Source organism: Elusimicrobiota bacterium (assembly GCA_041658405.1).
Taxonomy (GTDB): Bacteria; Elusimicrobiota; UBA5214; order JBBAAG01; family JBBAAG01; genus JBBAAG01.
Genome location: JBBAAG010000029.1, coordinates 1 through 25,571 on the forward strand (window position 1 = coordinate 1; position 25,571 = coordinate 25,571).

20 protein-coding genes, 1 tRNA gene and 1 riboswitch are annotated in these 25,571 nt (G+C 41.8%); of the genes, 6 read left to right on the forward strand and 15 right to left on the reverse strand.

Annotation, left to right across the window (positions count from 1 at the left end):
- A partial coding sequence (locus WC955_06500) for an aromatic ring-hydroxylating dioxygenase subunit alpha (protein ID MFA5858699.1) occupies positions 1 to 667 on the reverse strand: 667 nt, incomplete at its 3' end.
- Between the two features lie 68 nt (positions 668 to 735).
- Positions 736 to 905: riboswitch (cyclic di-AMP (ydaO/yuaA leader) on the forward strand.
- A gap of 51 nt (positions 906 to 956) precedes the next feature.
- On the opposite strand from WC955_06500, the gene WC955_06505 reads away from it, so the two are divergent.
- Complete coding sequence (locus tag WC955_06505) at positions 957 to 2,942, forward strand: APC family permease (protein MFA5858700.1); 1,986 nt, start codon at positions 957 to 959, stop codon at positions 2,940 to 2,942.
- 12 nt (positions 2,943 to 2,954) lie between these two features.
- Here the strand turns inward: WC955_06505 and WC955_06510 are convergent, their stop codons facing one another.
- The 9 genes from WC955_06510 to WC955_06550 all read right to left on the reverse strand — a co-directional run bounded on the left by WC955_06510 (position 2,955) and on the right by WC955_06550 (position 13,414).
- A complete protein-coding gene (locus WC955_06510; GenBank protein ID MFA5858701.1) occupies positions 2,955 to 5,189 on the reverse strand; it encodes a sialidase family protein in 2,235 nt (744 codons plus the stop codon).
- Positions 5,190 to 5,224: 35 nt separating this feature from the next.
- Positions 5,225 to 7,801 (reverse strand): heparinase II/III family protein, encoded by a 2,577-nt coding sequence (locus WC955_06515; protein MFA5858702.1) that lies wholly within the window; start codon positions 7,799 to 7,801, stop codon positions 5,225 to 5,227.
- A gap of 80 nt (positions 7,802 to 7,881) precedes the next feature.
- A complete protein-coding gene (locus WC955_06520) occupies positions 7,882 to 8,874 on the reverse strand; it encodes a uroporphyrinogen decarboxylase family protein (GenBank protein ID MFA5858703.1) in 993 nt (330 codons plus the stop codon).
- Between the two features lie 48 nt (positions 8,875 to 8,922).
- A complete protein-coding gene (locus WC955_06525; GenBank protein ID MFA5858704.1) occupies positions 8,923 to 9,759 on the reverse strand; it encodes an alpha/beta hydrolase in 837 nt (278 codons plus the stop codon).
- 19 nt (positions 9,760 to 9,778) lie between these two features.
- Positions 9,779 to 10,435: a hypothetical protein gene (locus tag WC955_06530; protein MFA5858705.1), complete on the reverse strand. Its 657-nt coding sequence runs from the start codon at positions 10,433 to 10,435 to the stop codon at positions 9,779 to 9,781.
- 13 nt (positions 10,436 to 10,448) lie between these two features.
- The gene (locus WC955_06535) at positions 10,449 to 10,766 is read right to left on the reverse strand and encodes a hypothetical protein (protein ID MFA5858706.1); all 318 of its coding nucleotides are present in this window, start codon (positions 10,764 to 10,766) and stop codon (positions 10,449 to 10,451) included.
- A 198-nt stretch (positions 10,767 to 10,964) separates the two neighbouring features.
- Positions 10,965 to 11,699 carry a GIY-YIG nuclease family protein gene (locus WC955_06540; GenBank protein ID MFA5858707.1) on the reverse strand — a complete coding sequence of 245 codons (735 nt, stop codon included), beginning with the start codon at positions 11,697 to 11,699 and terminating at the stop codon, positions 10,965 to 10,967.
- 162 nt (positions 11,700 to 11,861) lie between these two features.
- The gene (locus WC955_06545; protein ID MFA5858708.1) at positions 11,862 to 12,353 is read right to left on the reverse strand and encodes an NYN domain-containing protein; all 492 of its coding nucleotides are present in this window, start codon (positions 12,351 to 12,353) and stop codon (positions 11,862 to 11,864) included.
- A gap of 122 nt (positions 12,354 to 12,475) precedes the next feature.
- Positions 12,476 to 13,414, reverse strand: a complete 939-nt coding sequence (locus tag WC955_06550; protein MFA5858709.1) for a Tat pathway signal protein — start codon at positions 13,412 to 13,414, stop codon at positions 12,476 to 12,478.
- A gap of 77 nt (positions 13,415 to 13,491) precedes the next feature.
- On the opposite strand from WC955_06550, the gene WC955_06555 reads away from it, so the two are divergent.
- Together WC955_06555 and WC955_06560 are read left to right on the forward strand one after the other, a co-directional pair.
- Complete coding sequence (locus WC955_06555; protein MFA5858710.1) at positions 13,492 to 14,388, forward strand: hypothetical protein; 897 nt, start codon at positions 13,492 to 13,494, stop codon at positions 14,386 to 14,388.
- Positions 14,385 to 17,330, forward strand: coding sequence for a phosphodiester glycosidase family protein (locus tag WC955_06560; protein MFA5858711.1), 2,946 nt, complete (start codon positions 14,385 to 14,387; stop codon positions 17,328 to 17,330). The genes WC955_06555 and WC955_06560 overlap by 4 nt, the downstream gene beginning before the upstream one ends.
- A 3-nt stretch (positions 17,331 to 17,333) precedes the next feature.
- Here the strand turns inward: WC955_06560 and WC955_06565 are convergent.
- The 4 genes from WC955_06565 to WC955_06580 all read right to left on the reverse strand — a co-directional run bounded on the left by WC955_06565 (position 17,334) and on the right by WC955_06580 (position 21,880).
- A tRNA-Pro gene (locus tag WC955_06565) sits at positions 17,334 to 17,407 on the reverse strand.
- 95 nt (positions 17,408 to 17,502) lie between these two features.
- Positions 17,503 to 18,102, reverse strand: a complete 600-nt coding sequence (locus WC955_06570) for an XTP/dITP diphosphatase (GenBank protein ID MFA5858712.1) — start codon at positions 18,100 to 18,102, stop codon at positions 17,503 to 17,505.
- Positions 18,103 to 18,123: 21 nt separating this feature from the next.
- Positions 18,124 to 18,822: a ribonuclease PH gene (gene rph, locus WC955_06575; protein MFA5858713.1), complete on the reverse strand. Its 699-nt coding sequence runs from the start codon at positions 18,820 to 18,822 to the stop codon at positions 18,124 to 18,126.
- A 19-nt stretch (positions 18,823 to 18,841) separates the two neighbouring features.
- The gene (locus WC955_06580; GenBank protein MFA5858714.1) at positions 18,842 to 21,880 is read right to left on the reverse strand and encodes a valine--tRNA ligase; all 3,039 of its coding nucleotides are present in this window, start codon (positions 21,878 to 21,880) and stop codon (positions 18,842 to 18,844) included.
- Positions 21,881 to 22,062: 182 nt separating this feature from the next.
- Between WC955_06580 and WC955_06585 the strand changes: the two genes are divergently transcribed.
- From WC955_06585 to WC955_06595, 3 genes are all read left to right on the forward strand, one after another.
- Positions 22,063 to 23,013, forward strand: coding sequence for a M23 family metallopeptidase (locus WC955_06585; GenBank protein MFA5858715.1), 951 nt, complete (start codon positions 22,063 to 22,065; stop codon positions 23,011 to 23,013).
- Positions 23,010 to 24,062, forward strand: coding sequence for a CapA family protein (locus WC955_06590; GenBank protein ID MFA5858716.1), 1,053 nt, complete (start codon positions 23,010 to 23,012; stop codon positions 24,060 to 24,062). Before WC955_06585 ends, WC955_06590 begins: the two co-directional genes overlap by 4 nt.
- Before the next feature lie 88 nt (positions 24,063 to 24,150).
- Positions 24,151 to 24,609, forward strand: a complete 459-nt coding sequence (locus WC955_06595) for a polymer-forming cytoskeletal protein (GenBank protein MFA5858717.1) — start codon at positions 24,151 to 24,153, stop codon at positions 24,607 to 24,609.
- Here WC955_06595 and WC955_06600 read toward each other — a convergent pair whose 3' ends face one another.
- The gene (locus WC955_06600; protein ID MFA5858718.1) at positions 24,610 to 25,500 is read right to left on the reverse strand and encodes an AEC family transporter; all 891 of its coding nucleotides are present in this window, start codon (positions 25,498 to 25,500) and stop codon (positions 24,610 to 24,612) included. It lies immediately after the preceding gene.
- Positions 25,501 to 25,571 lie beyond the last annotated feature (71 nt).

Below are 25,571 nucleotides of genomic sequence, written 5' to 3' on the forward strand. Positions count from 1 at the left end.
ACTGGTTAATATTTTTTTGTGGTAACTCCGCAGCTTTCTTTGCAACCGTCCCGTCTTCTTTCCGCATATATACATACACGTAAAACTTTTTGTCGCTAACCTTGTCCACCACCGGCCCGTCGATAACTGTGCGGTTACCGCGGCCAATGGTGTTATAATGTACAAATGGTACATGCGGAGCGTCAAGCTGGTTCTCTATACACCGCGAGTAATGTGTCTTCCAATAATCCTTCACTGTTGCGTATTGCAGATCAGCTGTAATATCGTCAAAATACTCGGGTGGTGTTATTGCTGCAAATTCATCACGTGATAAATCTTTCTCCGACCAATAAACAAACACGAGGCTGTCGCGTTCATACACGGGATACGCGCGGACTTTAAACCGTTCCTGCACAGGTGCGGTACGTCCGTTTGCGGGAATCGCAACGACTTTACCGTACATGTCATACTCCAACCCGTGGAACGGGCAGCGGATATGGTTAGCATCGCAGTACTCGCCGTAACTCAGCGCTACCCCGCGGTGGATACATTTGTCGAGTAAACACGAAAGTTTGCCGTTACCGTCACGCCAGAAAGCAAGTTTTTCGCCCAACCGCGTAACACCGAGTATGGTGTTCGATTTAACTTCATTTGACTCTAGCACTGCGTACCACTGGTTGTGTATCACTTTACCTCCCAAACGTTTTATATTATTACATATTTTACAAAACATACCGAGTAATTTGTTATATAATATAACCATTACGGTTGAGTTTCTATACTACGTAGATGCAGTGTAGAAAGCGGAGGAACCAAACTTGGTTGGCTTTAACTAGCCAATCTTGGGGCTAATGTCTGTAAAAAGATTAGAGGAGTCTCACCTCGAGCCCGACAGCTAACTTCGTAAATCCATAGAGAGAGTCAAAACCGGAGAAATGATGTCTCTGGTTTTTTATTTTGGGAGGTTATACAAAAATATGTTTGAACAAGAGTCTTTTATTACCAAGTTACGCCGGTTCGTTGTTGGAAAAGAAAAAAGCCCGTTGGACCGCAACATTTTCCAGCACATATCGCTCATCGCATTTTTCGCGTGGGTCGGACTGGGAGTAGACGGTTTATCGTCGTCGTGTTACGGCCCGGAAGAAACGTTCTTAGCGTTGGGCACACACATAAATTTAAGTTTAATAGTCGGGTTGATGACCGTCCTCACAATTTTTGTTATCAGCACCAGTTATTCACAAATAATCGAACTTTTCCCGCATGGCGGCGGCGGGTACCTCGTTGCCAGTAAATTATTGTCACCTACTTGGGGCGTAGTATCGGGTTGTGCATTACTTATAGACTACGTCCTCACGATTACCATTTCCGTAGCATGCGGTGCAGACGCAATTTTTAGTTTTTTACCCAATAATATTTTCCATTACAAATTATGGGTTGCACTGTTTTTTGTTGTAGTATTAACGATTATGAACTTACGGGGAGTGAAAGAATCTGTGGTTCCTCTCATCCCAATATTTCTATGTTTTGTCTTTACCCACTTATTTGCAATCGGATACGCGATAATCGGGCACGCATTTACTCTCCCTGCTGTAATACACAACGTCAGTACTGATATGGCGGCAACACATTCCCAACTTGGTTTGTTTGGAATAATTGCACTTCTAATGAAAGCGTATAGTATGGGAGCAGGAACGTATACTGGAATAGAAGCTGTTAGTAACGGATTACCGATCCTTCGTGACCCGAAAGTGGAAACTGGCAAAAAAACTATGCGGTACATGGCAATCTCTCTGTCGGTAGTCGTGATGGGGTTGATGACAGCGTACTTGCTTTATGACACCCACTTTGTTTCTGGAAAAACCCTTAACGCGGTACTGTTTGAAAAAATGACTGCTGACTGGGGTACTTCAGGAAAAATATTTCTTTGGATAACACTTGTTTCCGAAGCAATAATCCTTTTTGTTGCAGCGCAAACCGGTTTCTTGGACGGCCCCCGGGTGATGGCAAATATGGCGGTAGACCGGTGGGTCCCTACGAAATTCGCGAGTTTAAGCGATAGGTTAGTAACCCAGAATGGTATAGTACTAATGGGAATCGCTGCGGTTCTAATGATGTTTCTTTCTAAAGGGTCAGTAAAACTACTGGTAATTTTTTATAGTATCAACGTGTTTATCACATTTTGTTTATCCCAGCTTGGAATGGTTCGTTACTGGTGGAGTAACAGAAAACCGAAATGGAAACGCAAATTCGCGATTAACGCTATTGGATTCACTCTTTGCGCATTCATTTTATCATCCGTCGTAGTTATCAAATTTCATGAAGGCGGCTGGATTACGCTTACTGCAACCGGTTTACTCGCATTGTTGGCGGTTACTATAAAAAAATACTATTTGGACACAATGAAACAGGTACGCCGGTTGGATTCGCTTATGGACGCAACAAAAATATCGATTGACAAAATATTGCCTGATAAACATGAACCGTTTAATCCTAAAGCAAAGACCGCAGTCCTTTTTGTCAACGGGTACAACGGGCTTGGGCTGCATTCGTTGTTTAACGTTATCCGTTTGTTCGGAAACGAGTTCAAGAATTACGTTTTCGTGCAGATTGGCGTAGTTGACGCAGGAAATTTTAAAGGACACGAAGAATTGGACAACTTAAAACATCAAATAGTGAAAGATGTCGGCCAGTACTCAAACTTTATGGAACATCAAGGGTATCATTCGGAAGGCATGACTTTTATTGGAATTGACGTGATGTCAGCAATTAAAAAAATTGGCGCTGTCATCCTCGAAAAATACCCAAACTCAGTGTTTTTCGGTGGACAGCTGGTTTTTCCAGGAAATACTATAATCGACCGCTGGCTGCACAACTATACTGTATTCAGTATGCAACAACAGTTTTATCAGGAAGGAATTCCATTTATAATACTGCCAATCCGTGTGGACAAGAACATAAAGTAGCGAAAATACGCCCTATTGATAACATGACACGTTGTGGATCCCAATAAGCTTGTTATATGGTGCTACAGTATCTAATTTGACCTTCCATATTCTCATCAGATAATTATTTTGGCCATCAGCCGGGCATCTTGCTGCAACCACCCAAACCGCTCCGTCTATTATAGTCATTGAAGTGTTCATGTGCCTGCTCTGTTTTCCATGAGTACACATAAAGTCGTCGAGGTCAGTAACCATTTTCCAGGTTGCCGTATTATCCGTACTGACTGCGAGAGACATTCTGTTTCTGGGGTATTGCGGCATTTTAGGATAATCACCTGTATCAGTATTTTCCCAGGCAATATATTGATATCCTGTGGTTGGATCTCTACGCACACTGAAAGAGACCCGCGGTGATGGCAGTATAGTCGCAACCGGCGCGCTCCAACTTACACCATTATCAGTAGATACGCTTTCATAAAGATATTTCAAGTCTGTTCTGAAGAAAGCTTTAAGAGTGTTCGGACCGGTTTGAACAACAGCGCCTTCCTGCAAATTAATTCCAAACGTGGGATAGTCATGACGGGTCGTGGAAATTGTCCAGGTAATACCATTATCATCGCTATAATAAATATGGACTCCCCCTGTCTTTAAATTCGAGGATTCTCCTGACGCAAAGAAAATCCTGCCGTCGGTGGTTTGCATAAGTTTTCCCACCATAGTAATTCTGTTAGTCCAATCCGGATTGATATGATACGGCCCGTTCCAACTAACTCCACAATCTTCCGACGACCATGCCATGTATTTAAAGCCCAAACCTGATGAAGAACTTCTGCGCTCAAGCGTAATCAGGTTTCCGTTGTTAAGGACAAGTCCATCCCGGCCCATTTTCTCGTAGTGTCCTACCGATAAGGGAACAAATGTCCATGAAACTCCTTCATTAACAGACTCCCAAACTCCGTCTACGCCATTTTCAGTTGACTTCACAATATATTTCCCATTACTGAGTTTTAATACAGTCGATGAAAAGTTTTTGTATAAAAACCCGCCGATTTCTTTAACACCCTTATTAACCCTACCTTCTCCTGAATATACCACGTCGTCAAAAAACACGTCGCCATTTTTCACCTCTAATCCCACTCTTCCAAGCCCCGGTTTCATCGTTTTTCCTGAGAGCAACGGTGAGTTGATATCATCCAGATAAAGACTAACCTTATTTCCAACTGCAATTATCCGGGCTGTGTGCCAACCAACAACCAGCGGAGTTGAGGATGAACTGACGGCGATTATATTTACTGTATCGAGTAATGATATACGTTCCACTATTCTCCATTTTTGGTCGGAGTAGCTGTAGCTCGCATATAAATATGAATTATCGTCATTCCGTCTCACATGAAACGATAGGATCGTGGTGGTATTGCTTGAATTTACCTTGAATTTGCTTTCAAACTTTACGTCTCGTGCAAAAACGTGTAAAAGAGAATAAGTGTCATTCGCCATACTGTCGGCTCGATATACTTTGTTCGCTCCGTTTGCAAATACAGTCCACAAATTTTGGATGCAGCTATGATAATCATTATCCGTAGTTTCCATCCAATAGTCCGGCTTTGTTCCTTCTGGTTCATCTTCAAAATTATATGAGTATGTATAAGTACTGGAGGGTTCTCTGCTCAAATCCTTTACTGTAATATAATCTATATGAGCTTCACTCTCGGTAGCGTTACCTACAAAAAACCGGATTTCACCGGCACTTTTACTTTTATTTAATGTGTAACAGTCCACATAGTTTCCATCATAATATACTGCACCAAAACCTTTATCTACGATTACTTTATATGTATGCCAATTGGTGTCAGAAGACCAGGGTATAATTTTTACGGGCATACCATCCCACGTCTTTATGTATAAACCGTCTGTTCTAAAATACAACATCAGGTTATGCTTTCCGTTATACAAAGACAACCCCTGGTCATCACCAAATAAGTCTACCTTGTAGCTAACCTCAACCTGATATTTGTCAGGTAGTATCATACTTTTGCTTGCTAGCACAGTGTTTCCTACAGTATTCTTTAAATGAAGTTGTCCATTCGGACTGATTGCTTTTGTTCCCATTCCGGACATCGCCCATCCACTGATATTATTAAACTGTTCGTCGACAAGAATAGGCAGGGATCCTGTTTTTGCATTTACCGAAACTGCAAAGAGAAATATACTACACAAAACTACTGAAATTAGAATACTTGCTAATACCATTTGTTTTCTATTATTCATCCAACAACCGTTTGTGTCCCTGCAACCCTAAAAAATTATTTCACTTCCGCCAATACTCGTGGAATACCGTTCTTTGTACTGACAACCGCGAACCGTGCAGATGTTTTCAAACCAGCAACAGCAATATCAGCTACATCCAATGCACTGACAATCGTATCCACCCTACCGTCAACTGTTTTCACCGTAAGCTCAACAGTATCACCGTTATCCTTACGCGTAACCGTATCCACCACGCGCATACCACCAATGTACGGTTCGATTATCGACGCAAACGTTGTTTCACCCCCTTCGTGGCGCGAGAGGAGGTACCACAACCTCCGCGGGTTGCCAACCTTGTTTCTCGGCGGGTCGCCCTGCGCGAGGATAACTTCTCCCGGTGGTGACAACAATGTCACGCGTAACCGAACATCTTTAGGTTCCTTCAAACACTTCCAGGTATCCACGATTTTCCATTCGACTACTGGAATTTTTGACGGCTGTTTATCCCGGCAGATGTTGTACAAGTACTGGTAACCCGTTGCGGTATTCCACTTATCCTTTATTCCTCCGAGGTCAGCGTAAGGAGGAACGGTTTCACCAGCTAATGTCCCACTGGTTTGTGTAATAATGTTCAATCCTTCAGTCACAACCTCACCTTCCGCACCATGGAGGCTATAAACACAATCCTTCCCGCCTTTTACACGGAAAATATCAACTATATAAAATTGTGTATCCGACACGTCAACCATAACAACAGTGCGTTGATAAAGAGATGTTTGCGGATACACCGCTGGTGCGGTCACTTCCACAGCATGTACACCATTGCCGTCCATCACAAACTGCAGGTTGCCAACAACATTATTCTCCTGCTTCTTTTTATCTACCACCACGGTATTATGGCTGATAGTATTAGTTGTCCACTCAGCACGCGGAGCCCATACTGTTGCGTATTCCGGATATCCCAGATCGGGCATTAAACTTAGCCCATGAGCAAAAAGCTCGATATTCAACGTATCCTTATGCCCATGCCCGGTATTACGGCCGTGGTATAACGACACAGCCCGCGCGTTCTCGCCTTTCCCTGACCGCAAGATTGTACAACCATAACTCGGTAGGCTGTCAGTTTTGAAGACATACTCTCCCCGGGTATTTATCACGTTTTCAACCTTATGTGCAACAATTTCCGGGTCGGGATCAAACACAGTTTCGTACAACGCTTCAACAGAGTTATTGTTAAGATAATACGCCAACTGCGCAAATACATCATCTCCAAACACGCGATAAGCGTATAACATATCCCCGATTCCGGCACCGGCAGTGCCGGTACAACCCGTACGATGGCAGTCCCCGATATTCGGGCAATACTTGTCAATACAAGTTAACCTTACCGGAGCTAGAAACATTTGTTTATACTTTGGTTCTCCAATAAAACTATGTTTCTTATACCTGGGATAATGCTCCAAAACCTCGGATATACTGCGGAACATCACACGCCAGATGCCGTTATATCCCGGCGACGCTTCATTACCCATACCGTCGTCATCAACTTTCTCATCAAAAATATGCTGCATATTCCCACCGGTAAGTTTGTCATCCACGATTTTACTCGGTTGGAAGATCCAGTCAAGCCATTCATCAGTAACTTCCGGATCGTCGAGCACTACCCCAGCTAAGGTCATACAGTGCTGATGCATGCCTTCATTCCCTCTTATCCGCTGGGTGATAATCCCGTCATGTATTTCGTGAACAACATTTTTTTCTATCAATTTCTGGATTGCTACTGCGTCGACTACCCGCCCTGTTTTATTAGACAAATACTTGCATAATTCCGGATCGGACAACGCAGGAAATGCAGCGTCGTACGCGTTAAGCAGTATCGACGCAGTACCGGTTTCCCATATACGCCCGAATATTTTCCCCATTTTTGATCCGCCGTCACTGTTGAAACACCCGTGGTTCGCCCAGTATCCGTAGTCCATCCCGGGGTATAGCGTTGCAATGCGGTAAAGAAGGGTTAGTGCGATACGGGCGTAACTGCTGTCTCCGTTATAAATGTACGCATAACTCGTTTCAGTCAACCCGTTCAGCACCGTACTCCACGTGCCAAAATGGCCGTAGTATGCGAGGAAACGGTACGTGGTCCCGTCCTTATCCTTCCATCCAAACGTATCATCCACACCGTAGGTGTGTAAAGGATCCGTCGGGTTGGGATGGTCGGTATTGAACAACAACGAACGGTCCGCTTTCTCATATTCAAACTCGCCGGTGGGGCTGTTGCGTCTCCCGCTTTCATAAAACTTTGCAAAATCGTTTTTAGGGAACACTTCTCCGCAGGAAGGACATTCGATTTTCCACGGTTTGTTAAACACATCGATTTTCCAGGGATAATTACCGTAACAGTTAATTTTGTTGCCGCAGTTTGGACACCCTTTCTCAAGGTTGACCGTGATCCCGCGCGGAATTGGTTGAGGAGTCGCTAGTTCCCACAAACAACCGGGCGATGCGTTCACGAACTTCGCAGCGTTTGCGACAGTTTTATCTTTAATATCCTTCGCCCATTTGTACATCGCGATATTCTCACGTGCAATTGATACACGTTCCGCAGTGAATACCGTACTTTTAGTTTTTACCATAATCTAAATTTACACCATACTTTCTTTTTCATTAACAAACAGATATTTTATCATTTTTGAGGATTACAATTTCGGAAAGATTATTCAGCTGCTTTAACACAGTATTCGCGTAACAACCGTACATATATTTTATAATTCTCTATTGACACTTCCGGCGGTGTCTGGTGATCAACCGACGGTATATACCCGCCTTGTTTCATAACAGGTAACAGGCGTTCAAACTCTGTACGCATTGCAGCTTCACCGTGTTTCATTACCATCTTATCATATCCACCGATGAACCTCACCCGAGGATGTTTTACGCGTAACGCTGCAAGGTCCACCCCAGCCTGGCGTTCTAACGGTAAGAACGCATCGATCCCAACTTCTTCATACCACGGAATCAGCTGGGTAATATCACCGTCGGAATCAATCACAGGAACAATACCATAATCTTTCAACCGCGGGACTATGCGTTTGTAGTAGGGAACTAAAAATTCTTTGAACAACCCGTGAGACAACATCGGCCCGTGGTTGTATGACAGGTCTTCCATAAATGTCATGAAGTCAGGTTTGCATACCTTACAGATACTATCAAGCACACGAAAGTTATATTCTACTAAATCATTATTGATCGCATGCATAACATCAGGATAATCATAGAACGCGTATAAATGCTGTTCAATCCCGAAAAGTTTACGAGGAAACCAGAAAAATCCTTCAAAACTCAACCATATAACCAGCTTCCCCTGTCTCTGGAGTTCATCGTGCTGCTGTAACACCTCAGGATTAAACGGTTTATCAGAATACAAGTACGGTTTCACCCGAAGATAGCTTTGCATATCAGTCACCGCCTGGTGTTCAGGAAGTAGTTCCTTTTTATACGACGGCCTCATCCCCGGGAATACGTGCTGGCGATATGGATCAAGCCCAAAGTATTCACGGATGTCAAACACATCCTTAAGTTCTACAGGTAATCCTTCAGTATACCAGCGATTAACTGTTTTTGTCCACCACGAAGCCCATTCGATTACCGGCAGACGGTCAACAGGCTTGAATGCCATTGTGTTTTGAAACCGTTTTGTATTATCCATTTGTAATAATGCTATTAAATTATGCAATTCTTGGCAAGATGATATCTATTAACTTATTATCTGTTTAATAAGTTTTAAAAACTTATCTTTGTCCTGGCGTTCGATCCACGGTTTATGCCCGCACTTTTTGAGGAGATGAAACTCGACTTTTTCGGGAATTAACACTTTTTTCAGAGGTTTTTTCACTCCGAGAAACGGATGCGGGTCGTAGTTTCCGTGGATCACAACAACGGGGCAATTGATTTTCTTCCCGTAATTAAGTAATTTGCCAGTACGGCGCAGTTTCTCAGCTTCCTTCCAAACTTTTGCGTACACTGCGGGGTTAACCTCGCCGTTACTTGCAGACACCAACGATCGTCGTTTGGGTTTTAACAAAATAATTGGATCGTATGCGTCAACGGATTCCATAAACTTTCCGAATTTTGTTAACATAACTTTATCCGTGGTGTTTTTGGTACTACCACTTTTCTTGGTATTAAAACGATTAAGAAAATCTTGAACAAACAGTTTCTCGTCTTCCTTCATCCGTGAGAGACGGGTTGACATTATAGAATCCACATATTTTTGTTCAAACGGGCCGCTGCTGACCAACACAAGTTTTGCGATGTCCTCAGGATACCGTGCAGTATATATCCATCCGAGCCACGCACCCCAGGAGTGCCCGATCAGTGTTACCGGAGCAGCAGTTTCTTTAGAAATTATTGAGTGAAGTTCTTCGACCTGCCCGTTGATATTTTTTGCGGACTGCAAATGTTCCATCACGCCTGCGATGTCCCATCCCGCAACCGTCACAGCAACGTCATAAAGATCGCCCACCGCACCGGGCCCGCCGTGGAGCGCCACAATTTTGTACGGTTTTGTACCGTGTTTCCTAAACTTTTCCAAAACACATCTCTCCCCAACCTCAATACGGTTCCAACGGTATCCCGCTACCGCCCGACTGTAACACTTTACGTACGTACAACAACTCAAGCGGTGCCTGGATAAACAGTACCACTGTGATTATTAAATACACTTTTAACATATCTACCCCTGCGGCAACAAGATTACCTATCATCAGGGTTATGTCAAATATACCAAAGAACACAGCAGCAGGGATGAGTAAACCCGCGTAGTACGCCAGTGGGTAGGTAAGCCATTCAAGCCCGCCGATTATGATGTATAAAATCCCGGACCAGCGGGTTGTGCCTTTCTTAATCTCAGTAAACGCAATCCCTTGTACCACACCGGTATAAATCAATGTAAGAACAATGGGTAATACAAAAATACAAAAAAACGTGTTCATCAAATTACCAAACATATTCATGACAAACACAATCCCCGCGCATTTAAGCATTACTACGGGCTTACCTTCCTTCACACCCTCGCGATACTTACCAAATATTTTCTCCGTCTGCCCGGCTTTTCCAGTATCTGCGTTATGTATGAATTCCACAAATTTTTTGGGTAACTGTTTTTTTAACAACATCCCGACAAGAACGCATAGTATATACAATCCAATAGTGAACACAAACAATTTTGGATGGTTCGTAAACGGAATGACAATATCTTGTATATTCATATCAAATCACCTGTTACCCTAATACCGCTTTTACAATAAATCCTATCACCACGCCGCCAACAACACCCATCCCAATGATCGGCGCATATACCCGTGTTATTATAGCAGTGGGAACGCTGAACCCGAACCCTAACGCCAACCCTGTTAACGCAGGATGCACGCCAAAGTCTGCCATCGGAATCAGTAATCCTATCATGAACCGTTCAATAAACGCGGAGGACATTGCTTCTACGCGTTTACGGTTATTTTCGTACTTTAACGGTATCATTAATAACACGTCCAAAATTCCAAATACCAACCCGCAGATAAGGCCTAGAAATACTTTACTCATTTTTAACGCCCCTCCCATTAATCTTCCACAAATAATTTTACTTTATTTAGATTATATATTTCTATTAACTCAACGTATTTGTGGTATCCATGAAATAGGCCTTGGCCGCAATTGACTGATCTTGTTTTAACAGGTGATAATTTGCGTTAGATATGCCTACTAATTTCCAAATATTCTTTAGTCCAAATATTTTCAAGCTTAGGCTATTCGTTTCCAACGTTTAAATTCTTTTACATCAGCAGAACTTAAATCAAACCATTCTCCCTGCATTCTTTTCGCTTCAAAACGTTTATGCCAGTATGCTTCAACACCACTTGGGTCAACAGTCTTGATTGAGTGAATTAAGTTCGTCCTTTCGGGTAGTTGAATCCGGATTTCACTTCCACGCCTTACAGAATCATTGGTTTTTCCAATTTTGTAATATCGGCCTGACTTAAAAAGATATACTTCACCCAATTTCTGATTGACATTTGAATTATCGATATCATCTACTGCATTGGATTTTTCAAGAATTGGTTTGCACATTCCAATAATATCGTCATAACCGTTTTTAGTTGTACAATATTCAAATATTTTTCTCGCAAGTTCTTTCTTTGAACCATATTTATAAAAGCAGACTTGCCAACTTGGAAGATTAATGTCATTGTATCTTTCTATGCGAAGCTCATCATTAGTTGGGAATTTTTTTAATTTATGCATAACATTAATTAGTTTTTTAATTAGAAATTCGTCAGGGTAAGCACCCGTAAGTTGGTTTGGAATAAACCCGGCTTCCTTTTGCGCATCGCCAAACCTAGGCCAATATTGTTTCCATTCATAGCTAGTTATACCTGTTTCTTTTGTAAATCTACTGATACCTAATGGCTTACCATCATTCTCTTTCGCAGTTTGCTGTATTGCATCAATAATATCTTGTTTTGTTCGCATAATCATTTATTTTATATGATTCATATTAAAAGGTCAATTCAACAAAAATTTAGGTTGAAATCTTATTTGACAAAATATGTATTGTTTGTTATAAATATAACTAGTTAGCAATCACGATGGGAGACCGCACCTAAGGTTTTGTCCGAAGGTCAATGTCTCCCTTTTCATTTATCGCAATTCCAACTTTTTTTGTAATGAGTTCATATAAACTGACCAATCTGCGAATTTACGTAGTAACGACGAATACTTGTTTTTATCCGGAATCATCAACTTCAACAATTTATTGTTTTGCACAAGGTATTCTAATAAACACCAGAAATCGCCGTCGCCAGTAACAATAACTGCTTTTTCATAGTTATGATATTCTATCATGGCATGGAGAACAAGTTCTGCGTCAACATTCCCTTTTATTTGCCCGTTCGGAAGATATAAGGCAGGTTTAAAAATTAACGTATACCCAAATCTTCTTAACGCAGTATATAAATCATTATTACTCTCTAAATATCCAATAAATATAAAAGCTTTGGAGACATTATATTTATCCTTTAGATAAACCAAATATCGCCGGAAATCAAGTTTCCAACCCTGAGAACGAATTGATAAGTTTAAATTTTGACTATCAATAAACGCATAATTACCCAACACCAACCCCGCATTCATATTACAAATACGCCCCGAATTAATAGCACTATTATTGTATACGATACTATACCTGAAGGTCAATTTATGAAAGAATTAATATACAAATAATTCTTAAAGAATCTTTTTAAAAGAAATACTTGTTATAAAAACCGTTTCTTAGCATCTACCATACATTCGATCCCGTTGAAATGCCGATCACGGGTAGGTTCCAGTGTCGGCCTCCAGACAGATTGCATAAATCCTTTTAAGTACTGCTGTGAGATAGCGTTTTTGCAGTAATCCACGGTCTTAACAAAATTTTCTTCTTTCCCGATATAATAATTACTTCCCGTGGGTACCTGGTCGTACTTATGTTTCTCAAGTATGTTATACGCTTTCACTGCGGGTGGAATAGTATCCCCGAAGTCTAACCCGTAATACCAGTTGCTTTGTAACACAGTTTTCGGCATTTTATTTAAGAATACATCTTCGTAATGCCAGATATAATCGGCCCACACCCAAGGCCGAACATTATGTTTCTCAAGCTGCGCGATATAGAAATACAAATCGTCCCACCATAAATCGTACTGCCTCACAAGCGCGTATTTATGATACTTCTGATGAGCAGCAGTTTCTTCATCCATCCCAAGATGAAAAAACCGAGGGTTACCAAAAATACTTACTACTTCGTCGATAAGGTCTTTACATACACCGTAGTAGATGTCTGTCGATACCATCCGTGAATACTTCCCAAGCCACGCATCGTGGCAGGTAGAAAAGTTTAGTTTAGGTATGGGTTCAAGGCCTAGTTTACGCAACCGTATAAGTTCAGTTTTAAGTTTCTCTACGGGCCACGCGTTTTCCACTGCGATCTCAGGATGGCTTTCATACTTAATCCCATCCCCAAGGTCGATGATCAACATATTCATCCCAGTTTTTGAAAGCTCCGAGGTAACATCATTCCACAAACTATCATCGCAACGCAGGGAAGGACTGTACTTCGCAAAACTCATTTTATTAAGTTCCGGAGCATCACAGTCGCACCACATGTTATAGCTTATATGTATCAAGTATGCCCATATCATTTCAGCAGGTTTCATAATACTAACCCTCCTTTTTAAAGAATTAACACATATTAATTATAGAAATAATAGTATAATTAGACTTAATAAAAAATATGAAAGAGATAGTTGTAACAGTATTCACAATATTTTTTTTTACAATAGAACCAGTGTATTCCATAATATTTGAGAACAACTACAGTGCACGCGCTGCCGGTGTGGCAGGAAGTTTTTCCAGTTTGGCAGATACAGTTGACGCAGTTTTTTGGAACCCTGCAGGCTTAAGTTATGTAAACACCCAAGAGTTTACTTTTATGTACGGTAAACCTTACACCGGATTCACTGATATTGACATAGGCTACAACTACTTTGGATATGCAAGACACATGGGCCTCATGAAAACTACTGTATGCTTTGCATGGGCGTCACTTACCAACAGTGATATATATACCCAAGAGATATACGCAGTCTCAGCAGGATATAAGTTTAATACCACAACACCCTTAGCACTGGGGTTGACCATGAAGTATTTGGGATACAGAATCAACACCGAGTACCTCAGTTCATCAGAAATTGCTAATAGCAAATACGCGAATGCCCTTGATTTAGGATTAACTTACCAACCTGTCCCACTCTGTACCACAGCACTTGTCGTACGTAATTTCAACGAACCCGACCTAGGAATAGCAAGTGCGGATGTCTTACCGATGGAAATACGTTGCGGTATAAATTTCGCGATTAATAACTCGACATTATTTGAAACAATAAAACCAGTTTTTGAAGTTATTTATTCCCAAAACCATATTGATTTCGCGTTAGGTACAGAAATCTTTGTGTTTAAAAACAGCATAGCATTCCGCATAGGATATAATCCGGCTGAAACAACCCTGGGGGCAGGGTTCTATAAGAAAATAGGAAGTGTAATGCTAAAAATAGATTACGCATATTCCATCCCGTCGCAGATAGAATCGTCCGGGGGATCGCATCGCATATCCTCAGGTATAAAACTATGATAATACTATTACTAGTATTCCTTCTATGTTTCCCTTCGACAGCACACTCTGCATGGACGCAAATCGCTCCTGGGATTGACTACCAAAAATTTACAGTCACCGGGCCTAATATAATATTTGTTTCCCGTATGCTCCGAAGCCAGGCTAATCTTAAATTAGGCGCGATGATTGGCACCGGCGAGATACGTTCCGGTGCAGAAACTGTAAGTAAAATGGTCACACGGTATGAAGATACTATTAACCATAAAGGAGAACGGTACCATATCATCGCAGCTATAAATGGCGGTTATTTCTTAAGTAACGGGACTGTTAAAGACGGTATGATGTTAGATGGTACATATATCGACCGTATTGATTACTGGGCAGGCGGACAGCGTTCCTTTATATATAACCACGACAAAACAATGTTTGTTGACCATATAAGTAGCGGAACACAGTTATTATACACATCCTCCGGGAAAGTAACGTTTGCGGATAATTCTACTGCAACAATCAGTAACCAAAACACAGTCCGTTCTACAAACCAGCTAATACTATATACATGCCATTACGATACTGCAACTTTTACGGGTATTTATGGAACTGAAGTAATCGTAGGTAATGTCACCACACCCCTTCGTGCAAACACGGAAGTTTCCGGTATAGTTAAAGAAGTCCGGCTATCAGGAAAAAGTTCTGCTCCTATACCATACGACGGGTTCGTTTTATCAGGCCACGGAACTGCCAGTACGTTGTTAAGCACAAAATGCCATATCGGTGATACGATAAAGATAAAACTTAGTATAACTCCCTCAACAACATATCATGCCGGGAACGATTTCTCTAACGTAGATTTCATCACGGGCGGGTATGGCTGGATACTGCGTAACGGAAATATCAGTGATTCCCAGTTGAGCCCAAATCCTCAACCACGCACCGTAATCGCGTGGAACGATACTTATATTTACTTTGTAGTCAATGACGGGAGAACATCTATCAGCATAGGCATGACATTACAACAAATATCGCAGTTTTTAATCAATTCATTACAGGCGAAAGAAGCGATGAACTGCGATGGCGGCGGATCCTCAACTTTTTGGCTGGACGGCTCGATGCGTAACGACCCTTCGGACACTACGGGTGAACGTAATGTCGGTAATGGCCTGATGATGGCTTATGTAACTACTGATAAATCCAGTAAATTTGTGACCGGCGATATTATCGTCAGTACCGCCAATACACGGCTGTACCTTGGCCCGGGTACAAATTTCGGGTATCTTGGCTATACTTCCAGCAGTACAAACTCTACTATTTTAACTCATCCTATTAACGGTATATATACCAAAGGCATTTATTGGTGGAAAATTAAATATAGCTCTTTGGAAGGATGGGTACCGGAATACATGCTAAAACTTTTCTCAGCACCTGCTGCAGTACCTGATACTCCAACCGGATTGACCGGTGTAGCATTATCATCAACCTCAGTACAAATATCGTGGACCGATAATTCTGATAACGAGACAGGGTTCAAGGTTGAACGTAAACCGGAAAACGGATTATATACCGAAGTTGTAGTAATAAGCAGCAATACCGTGAGATACAATAATAACGGTTTATCTTCCTCCTCTACTTATTACTATCGCGTATATGCCTATAATATAACAGGAAACTCGGGGTATAGCAATGAGATCAAGCTCGTTGCTCTGCCTCCCAGTAACGCCACTGAGAATCCGCCGTTAACTCCTACCGGTTTGACTGGAATCGTACTATCATCAACTGCAGCGCAAGTTTCATGGACTGATAATTCTGATAATGAAACCAACTTCCGGCTGGAACGTAAACGTATTGATCAGAACAATTACCAAGAAATTGCTGTGATCAGCAGTAACACTGCAAGTTATATTGACTCGGGCTTGACTGCCGGAACAACATATTCATACCGGGTAAAAGCAGTAAACGGTTCTGCATCTTCCGCCTATAGTAATGAAACGGTTTTATTGGTAAACTCAATCTCCGGTGAAGACACTGTACCGCCGTATAACCCTACCTGGACCCGCTGCTGGAATAACAGTACCAGAGACATTGAGTTTAATAATGGAACCAGCGAGAACATTACTTCTATGCCATATTTTGAATGGGGTGACGCGATTGATATGGATACAGGGGTTAGCGGATATACTATTTACTGGGGTACAAACAGTACCGCAGACCCGGGATATAATCAGGATATCCCGCACACAACTGTAAACAGTTATGAAATAACTGAAAGTATGACAGCTAACTTACCATACTATTTACGTATCTGTACATGGGATATTGCAAATAACCGTTCAGGCTCTAAAACATTATTCAAATTAAAGTATGATACTGTTAACCCGATAATCAACAAAATTACGCTTAATACATCAACCTTCAGCCCGGACGGCGATGGGCAACAAGATAGTATTTCTGTGGCATACACTTTAAACGAGGATTGTTATGTCACCATAAAAATTCTGGACTCCAACAAAAACGTTGTAAAGGTTATTGAATCTGACAATTTAAAACCCGCAGGTATAAACAGTTTTGAATGGGACGGGAATAACAGTACAGGTCAATTAGTCAGTGATGACAGTTATTCATACAATATTAACCTTTTCGACCTTGCTAATAACCAGGGAACAACTTATTCCGGCACTTTCGAAAAACAAGCAGCGAGCGGAGAAGAATTGCGCCCGAAAGAAAAAGTTCTGCTAATCGGTAATACGAACAGTGGAAACAAAATATTATTCAAAGGCATTCAGAACACTAATGTCAAAATAAACATCTTCACATTATCGGGAATTAAAATTAGGGAATTAAGCAATTCTGACAACTGGGATGGAACAAACGACAGCGGATCTTATGTCCCAAGCGGTATTTATATTTATCAATATCAATACAAAGATAAAAAGTTTCAGGGAACCATTACAGTTGTCCGATAAGCATCGGGGCGGTCGGACTTGAACCGACGACCCCATGGTCCCAAACCATGTGCGCTAGCCAACTGCGCTACGCCCCGAATCTTTTCTATATCATACTATAAATAAATTCTATACGATTATTATTTACACGTCAATAATGCTATCGCTCATAGCATACTTCTGAACTTGTAATTTACTTATCACACATTTCACGGAGTACCACTAGAGCATTTTTAAGCGCAATGCCCCGGTGTGAGATCCTGTTTTTTTCGTCTAACCCAAGTTCGGCATATGTTTTATCGTACTGCGGGAGGTAGAACACAGGATCGTACCCAAACCCCTGGTTACCCCGCGGAGATGAACTAATATACCCCGGGCATATACCGTCGACAATAACGGGTTCAGATTTATATCCCGCAATAGCTATAACGCAACGGAACCTTGCCCCGCGTTCATCAATTGATGCGGATTTCATTACATCAAGAAGTTTACGGACATTATCTTCATAAGTTGCATTAGACCCGGCGAACCTTGAAGAGTACACCCCCGGCGCGCCATTGAGAAGCTCAACTTCCAACCCTGTATCATCTGCTAATGAAATAAGACCGGTATGTTCATGTACTACCTGCGCTTTCTTTATGGCATTAGCTTCCAGAGTATCCCCGTCTTCCACAACTTCCGGGATGTTTGGGAAATCAAGCGCTGATTTTATCTCAAACGGCAAACCGGAAAGTATACGGTTAATCTCAACAAGTTTATCTTTGTTACGTGTAGCAATAACGATTGTTTTCATTTTATAAGATTATGGAAAAGATTATCTCAACTTCCCGGCGATACGTTTTTGAACTTTAATAATCTGCCGAACACCTTTTCTTGCGAGGTTAAGCATATAGTTTAACTGTGCACGGGTAAACGCGTTTTTCTCGCCGGTACCCTGTACCTCCACAAACTTCCCGTGGCCGGTAATCACAAAGTTCATATCAACTTCCGCATTATTATCCTCTTTTGCGCAGAGGTCAAGCACAGGCTTACCGTCGACATACCCCGCACTTACCGCCGCGATATAGTCACGCACCGGCAGTTTCTTAAGTTCTCCGGACTTCACCATTGCGCGTAATGCCTGGACCAACACAATAAACGCACCGTTAACCGATGTTGTACGTGTCCCGCCATCCGCCTGGATAACATCACAATCAATCATTACCGAGAACCCATACAGTTTCTTTAGGTCCACCACTGCGCGTAATGCACGGCCAACCAACCTAGAAATTTCTTTTGTCCTCCCGGATGACGCGAGCCGCTGGCGCGAACTTCTTTCCTTCCCCGCACGGGGCAGCATTGAATATTCAGCAGTAACCCATCCCTCCCCGCGTTCCTCCGCAAAAGGCGGTACGGATTTTGATACCGTCGCGACACACAAAACTTTTGTATTCCCCATCTGAAACATACACGACCCTTCGGCGTGTTTTAACACATTTTTTTCTACCCGTATCTTCCGCACATTTGTACTCATTATTCACCCCAGCCTTTAGTTATAATACTTCCAGATTCTTTTTTATACGCTCATACCTCTGTGCTGTATCTTCACGTAGTTTACGTACCCTTACAACTTCCGCGGGAACTGCTCTGGTAATAAAATTCTGGTTACTCAACTTCCCGTCAATTTTTTGTAGTTCAGCCTCCAACTCTTTTACCACCTTCGTGAGCCGAACCTTTTCCTTCTCAAAATCTATGAGGTCAGCAAGCGGAATAAAAACTTCAATCCCTTCAACCACAGCAGCAGCTGATTTCTCAGGTTTTACGATATTATCACCTATAACAACCTTATCCGCTCGGGTAAGAAACGCGATATTCCCATTTTCCCGGTTAATAACAATCTCCTTGAAGGTTTCATGCACACAGATATGTACTTCCACCTTTTTCCCGGGCGGGACATTAAGTTCTGACCTTACCGTCCGAACAGCAGTAACCACGTCTTGCAGCACACGCATTTCCTTAATCGCATGCGCAATAAGGGTATCTTCTATAACAGATGAATTAACAATATCATAATCCACACGGCTTAACCGTTTATACGCGTCTATACTTTCAGTATCAGCATCCGTAAACACCGGCCACCGTGTTTGTAACAGGTTAACAGGCCATTTGTTGTTTTTATCAACTTTAGCCTTAACGATCCGGTAAATCTCTTCACTTATAAACGGCATAACCGGATGCAATACCTGCGTAATACCTATCAATATACGGATCAACGTTTTTTGCGCAACAACTTTATCAGCAGGGCTTGTAACATCCTTACCGATACGCGGTTTTACGAGTTCGAGGTACCAATCACAGAAATCGTGCCATACAAAATCATACGCAATCTTTGCAACTTCCGCGATATTGTAACTAAGCATGTGCTGCATTATACCATCCATTGCTAGTTTAAACTTCCCGGTAATCCAGCGGTCCATATTATTAGCCAACGTTTTTTGAGAAAAATAGACGCAATCATCTGAATCATAATCTTCGATATTCATCATCACAAACCGTGTGGCGTTCCATAGTTTATTAACAAAATTCCGTGCACCTATAAAACTATCTTCTGATAACTGAAGGTCACGCCCCGGTGTGGATGCCATTGCCAGTGAAAACCTTAATGCATCAGTACTATATTCTTCCATCATACTCAAAGGGTTAATAACATTCCCTAACGATTTTGACATTTTTTTACCGTGTATATCCCGTACAATCCCATGGACATACACATGTTTGAACGGAACAGTTTTTTGGAATGTTAAACCCATCATTACCATCCGCGCAACCCATAGATACAAAATCTCGTATGCCGTTACCAGAACCGAGGTTGGATAGTAATATTTCATTTCCTCACCAGTTTGAGGCCAACCAAACACAGAAAACGGCCATAACGCAGAAGAAAACCATGTGTCTAATACATCAGGATCCTGCACAAAATTCTCGCATTCACACACATCACACTTCTCCGGATGATTCTCCCCGGCATACACGCCTTCTTTCATCTCCAAAACGCCGTGGGATAAGAAAATATTCTCAGCATTTTTTTCTATATTCTCAAACGGCACGCCGTTATCCAACAAATACTTTATAGTCCCGCCGGTAACATTCTTATTTTTGGCAGTTGTAATCCCGGTCTGCCCTTTTTCATCAGTCTTAAAATGTACATTGATATACCCGCCCTTGCACTTGGTACAGTACCACACAGGTATTCTATGTCCCCACCATATCTGCCGCGAGATACACCAATCCTTGAGGTTATCCAGCCATGTGAGGTACGGTTTCTCCCAGGAGTCCGGATAAAACTTTACTTCACCATCCTCAGTAGCTTTCACTGCGCGGGATGCCATCTCCTGAGTATTCAAAAACCATTGTTCCAGTTCAAGCGGTTCAACCACATTACTGCAACGGTAACACTCCCCTGCGGAAAGTTTATAATCTTCCTCTTTCACAAGCACACCTAAAGCGATTAAGTCCTGTACCACAATTTCCCGGCACTTTACCGGAGCTAATCCGGTATATCTTATAGGCTTACGGTATTCCGGCGGTTGTTCTGTACCGTTACTATCATACGCGTAGACACGGTCAGCTTCCATTGACATCTCAACGCCGCCGCTATTCGCCGCCGCTGCTGCCGTATCGGGCTGGCTGGTAAGTTTTAATGTCATAATACGTATATGCTTAAGTTTGTGGCGTTCAGCTATCTCAAAATCCACAGCATCATGTGACGGTGTTACTTTTACCGCACCGGTACCAAAACTTGACTCCACAACACTATCCGCAACAACCGGGATCCTTCGTTTTACTAAAGGTAACTCCACATATTTCCCGATTTTATCTTTATACCGTTCATCATTAGGGTTTACCGCTACAGCGGTATCACCGAGCATTGTTTCCGGCCGGGTGGTAGCCACAATTATACCGTCAGTCGGGTTATCAACAAACGGGTATCTTATATACCATAGCTTACCCTTACTTTCCTTATGTTCCACTTCAATATCCGCAAGTGCTGTGTGGCACCGGGGACACCAATTAACAATCCGGCGGCCACGGTAGATAAGTTTTTTCTTAAACAACTCAACAAACGAGGCATTTACAGCTTTCGCGCAAGTATCATCCATAGTAAACCGTAAACGGTCCCAATCACACGCGCAACCAAGACGTTTCAACTGTCCGATGATTGTCCCGCTGGTTGTACTTGACCACTCTTTCATCTCTTCAACAAATTTTTGACGCCCAAGATTGTACCTGGTTTTACCTTTTTCCTTAAGTACACGTTCATAAACGTTTTGTGTGGCAATACCCCCATGGTCAGTACCGGGAACCCATAGAGCGTTATGTCCCATCATCTTATGCCAACGTATAATAATATCCTGTAACGTATTATTCAATGCATGGCCCATATGCAACGCGCCGGTAACGTTCGGCGGTGGGATTACAATCACCCAGTTACGCCCTTTATCATTATCGGGAACTGAATGAAACCTTTTATCCTCCACCCACTGGCGAGAGAATTTTTCTTCAATACTCTTTGGGTTATAAACTTTATCCATTTCCATAAAACATAATTATATAAATAATATGTATATAATCAATAATATAAAAAGTTCATTTTTATCCTTGACAACTTTTTGGTGGATAGTATAAAATTAATGATTGCCGTTCGTTGTTTAAAAGTTATGTTGTTGTATTTAATAAATACTAGACTTGGGAACGGGAAGACTAGCGAGGTTTAATGATTATAAGTAAAGTACCGAAAAAGAAGAAAGAAAGCATATTTAAAAAGTTAAGCCGGTCATTAACTATTGTATTTATCCCGCATAACAGCACAAAACCTATTCATTTAAACTTTACAGTAGCATTCTGCGGTTTTCTTTCAGTCTTATGGATAAGCCTCACCACTTGGGCAATGTACTTATCAATTCGTGAAGTGGATTACTGGATGCTTAAAGGCAGTAATCTTGTTTTACAGGCAAAAACTGTATACTTTGCGAAAGAAGTGTATAAATCCCGTGAGATGCTGGAACATGTACGTGAGATTGACAACGATTTACGTGGGTTACTCAAGATGCGTTCCCGCCAGGAAATTATTGAAAAATACAGTGATAATGGTTCCGGTGGCCCGTCAGTTGATGATCAGCGTGTACTTGATCAGAGAGTACAGAACAAACTTCATGAAATGACTGATGAAGATATCAACCGCCAGGTAAAAACCTTAAAAGATGAAATCCGGGATACTATATCCAGTTACCAAGAAATACAATCGTTTATAAAAGAACAACACGATTTATTCCAGGCTACACCCAATATCTGGCCTTGTTACGGCAGGATAACATCAGGGTTTGGTTCGCGTATACATCCAATCTGGCATTTCAACGATTTCCATCCGGCGTTAGACATCGCTAATTCTAAAGGAACACCGATACGCGCTACAGCAGATGGTATTGTCAAACTAGCCGACTGGATGAGCGGCTATGGTAAAGTTGTAGTTATAGAGCACGGGTTTGGGTTCACAACAATATACGGGCATAATTCCAGAATACTAGTGAAAACGGGACAAATTGTTAAACGCGGCCAGGCAATTTCGTATATGGGCGATACCGGCACTGCAACAGGTGTACACGTACATTACGAAGTACGTGTTGGAGGTCAATCCATAAACCCGGGCAGGTTTATCAAACAGTGAAACTAAGTGTTGTATCAACAACACTGCTGATATTCATAACCATAAACGCATTGTTACTGAATCCACTACTTGCGCAAAACAATTCGGGTATTACGATCACCACTGCTACTGCAAGTATTATAATCACAGGCGACGTTTTCTTTGATCACACGTTCGGTATTGCGGATTACCCTGTTGAATACCCATTTGCCAGAGTACAGGAATTGTTCAATAAAACAGACTATATATGTGTAAACCTGGAAACACCTGTGTGTGAGTCAGGTGTTCCGCAAACCGATAAAAAGTATGTTTTCCACAGTAAACCCGGATGTATCAAATCCTTAACCATCTCAGGGGTTGACCTTGCGTGCCTCGCGAATAATCATATTAAAGACCAGGGCAATACCGGACTTGAGCAAACACTGGAATTCCTTAAAGCTAACAAAATAGCGTATATTGGCGCGGGGATGAGTTTGAAGGAAGCACGAAAACCTGTTATCACCACAGTTAACGGCAACAAAATAGCTTTCCTTGCGTACTCCAATGTTTACCCTTCTTCATTCTGGGCAACATCCTCAACAACACCCGGGGTGGCATTCTCACATCCTAACCACATAAAGAAAGATATCGCGGCAATCAGGGAGTACGCGGATATTGTTATTACCATCTTCCACTGGGGTAAAGAACGTGAAGCTGTGCCATGCGAGACACAAAAATTCCTCAGCCAATGGGCAATAAAAAACGGCGCGGATATCGTTATCGGCCATCATCCGCACATAATCCAGGGCGTTCAAACATATCGGGGCAAACCAGTTGTTTACAGTATCGGCAACTTCGTATTTTCCGCCCCTGTGGAGATCAGCCGTGACGCTATGTTACCAAGAATAATTGTGGAAAATAAAAAAGTTAGGGAAATACAATTTTATCCTATAAAAATCCGGCAGTTTCAACCCAGAATTGCAGCCGGCAAAGAAGCTGAGGTAATAATCTCTACATTCACATCACTTTCCCGTGATTTAGGCACTACTTTGAGAAAACGCAATAATTCTGTAGCGGTATGGACTCCGTAAAAATAGTAGTTGTTTATACTTTACATTTTAAGATATAATATTTATATATAAGTAAACATTAATAAATTTATGGGGGATTTTTAACTAAATGTTTTCAAAAAAAGAACCACCAAATAAAGTTGACGCTTTCGTTGGCCCGGAGACAGAAATTAAAGGTGATATTAACACCAAAGGATTGCTGAGGATTGACGGTAAATGGTCCGGCGGAATAGTTTTAGCAGACGGCGTTGTAATTGGCGAAGGCGGTATAGCGAATGGCAATATCACAGCAAAAGAAATTATAGTCGGCGGAAAAGTTAAGGGTAACCTCACAGCAACTGTTAACCTTGAACTCCACACTCAAGGCAATGTCCAGGGAGATATTAAATCATCGAAATTATCGATTGCGGAAGGCGCGGTATTCCAGGGCAACTGCACAATGGTGCAAGAACAAGCTTCAACAACACTGACCGGCGCGACAGCTGATAGTTCAGCAAATAAACAGCAGCAAAACCGTAATAACAATAATAAATCAAAAACTTACGATACACAACTATCTGAAGCGTGATTATCTAACGTTAAACAGCCACGCGATTAATGGAATGTAGATCATACTCAATAACGTGCTCAATGATACTGTTGCAGCGGCATACTTTTCATCCGCATGATAAATTTCAGAAAATATATAACTCGCGACAGCTGACGGCATTATTGACGTTATTATTCCCACTCCGCGTGCCGGGCCGGTAAGGTTCAATAAAAGTACCATTAAATATCCTACCGCCAACCCGCCTCCTACACGGAACAGTGTTGCCAACGACGCTTGCTTCCAAGTATCTTTTGTCACCATACTTATACGGTATCCCACAAAAAATAACATTAACGGCAGAACTATCATTGACATATACTTGCCGATAATGTAGATAAACTCCGGTGCTGAAGCATTAGTTGTGAGATTAAGGATAAAACCCAATACCGAACTTATTATCATCGGCAGCGAGTACGGATCAAGCCCGCGGGTATGCCCCAATACAAGCGACACTCCAACCGTTGCGCTATATAAGGTCATAACTACGTCATACACCACAGCATACGCCACACCCTCCGGACCGAGTAATAACCCATTAACCGGCACTGCGAGGTACCGCGAGTTCATTAAAAAAATAGGCAGGCATGTTCTGGAGTACTTAGTCTTCATTATTTTAGAAAATACCACAGCTAATCCCGCACCGGAAGTAAGCACTACTATCGCAAGTACCGTTATTTTTCCGGCAATAACAAAATCAATTTTTGTTGTCCACATATTAATAAAAATAAAAACGGGAATAACAAAAAAGATTGCAAAATTAATGAAGAACTTAATAATTTTTTCACGTTTACCTATTATCAACGAAAAAATAAATCCCGCAACTATGAACAAAAAAACGTTTAATATAAGTTTTAACAATATGCTCAACATCTACTTTAATACAACCTTTCATCCAGCGTAACGCGTTACTTGACGATAATACAGAAAAATGTATAATATAC

Bases quoted from the DNA above. Each gene is read 5' to 3' on its own strand.
- WC955_06505 (MFA5858700.1), top strand. From the start codon at position 957: ATGTTTGAACAAGAGTCTTTTATTACCAAGTTACGCCGGTTCGTTGTT.
- WC955_06510 (MFA5858701.1), bottom strand. From the start codon at position 5,189: ATGAATAATAGAAAACAAATGGTATTAGCAAGTATTCTAATTTCAGTA.
- WC955_06515 (MFA5858702.1), bottom strand. From the start codon at position 7,801: ATGGTAAAAACTAAAAGTACGGTATTCACTGCGGAACGTGTATCAATT.
- WC955_06520 (MFA5858703.1), bottom strand. From the start codon at position 8,874: ATGGATAATACAAAACGGTTTCAAAACACAATGGCATTCAAGCCTGTT.
- WC955_06530 (MFA5858705.1), bottom strand. From the start codon at position 10,435: ATGAATATACAAGATATTGTCATTCCGTTTACGAACCATCCAAAATTG.
- WC955_06535 (MFA5858706.1), bottom strand. From the start codon at position 10,766: ATGAGTAAAGTATTTCTAGGCCTTATCTGCGGGTTGGTATTTGGAATT.
- WC955_06540 (MFA5858707.1), bottom strand. From the start codon at position 11,699: ATGATTATGCGAACAAAACAAGATATTATTGATGCAATACAGCAAACT.
- WC955_06545 (MFA5858708.1), bottom strand. From the start codon at position 12,353: ATGAATGCGGGGTTGGTGTTGGGTAATTATGCGTTTATTGATAGTCAA.
- WC955_06550 (MFA5858709.1), bottom strand. From the start codon at position 13,414: ATGAAACCTGCTGAAATGATATGGGCATACTTGATACATATAAGCTAT.
- WC955_06555 (MFA5858710.1), top strand. From the start codon at position 13,492: ATGAAAGAGATAGTTGTAACAGTATTCACAATATTTTTTTTTACAATA.
- WC955_06560 (MFA5858711.1), top strand. From the start codon at position 14,385: ATGATAATACTATTACTAGTATTCCTTCTATGTTTCCCTTCGACAGCA.
- WC955_06570 (MFA5858712.1), bottom strand. From the start codon at position 18,102: ATGAAAACAATCGTTATTGCTACACGTAACAAAGATAAACTTGTTGAG.
- rph (MFA5858713.1), bottom strand. From the start codon at position 18,822: ATGAGTACAAATGTGCGGAAGATACGGGTAGAAAAAAATGTGTTAAAA.
- WC955_06580 (MFA5858714.1), bottom strand. From the start codon at position 21,880: ATGGATAAAGTTTATAACCCAAAGAGTATTGAAGAAAAATTCTCTCGC.
- WC955_06585 (MFA5858715.1), top strand. From the start codon at position 22,063: ATGATTATAAGTAAAGTACCGAAAAAGAAGAAAGAAAGCATATTTAAA.
- WC955_06595 (MFA5858717.1), top strand. From the start codon at position 24,151: ATGTTTTCAAAAAAAGAACCACCAAATAAAGTTGACGCTTTCGTTGGC.
- WC955_06600 (MFA5858718.1), bottom strand. From the start codon at position 25,500: ATGTTGAGCATATTGTTAAAACTTATATTAAACGTTTTTTTGTTCATA.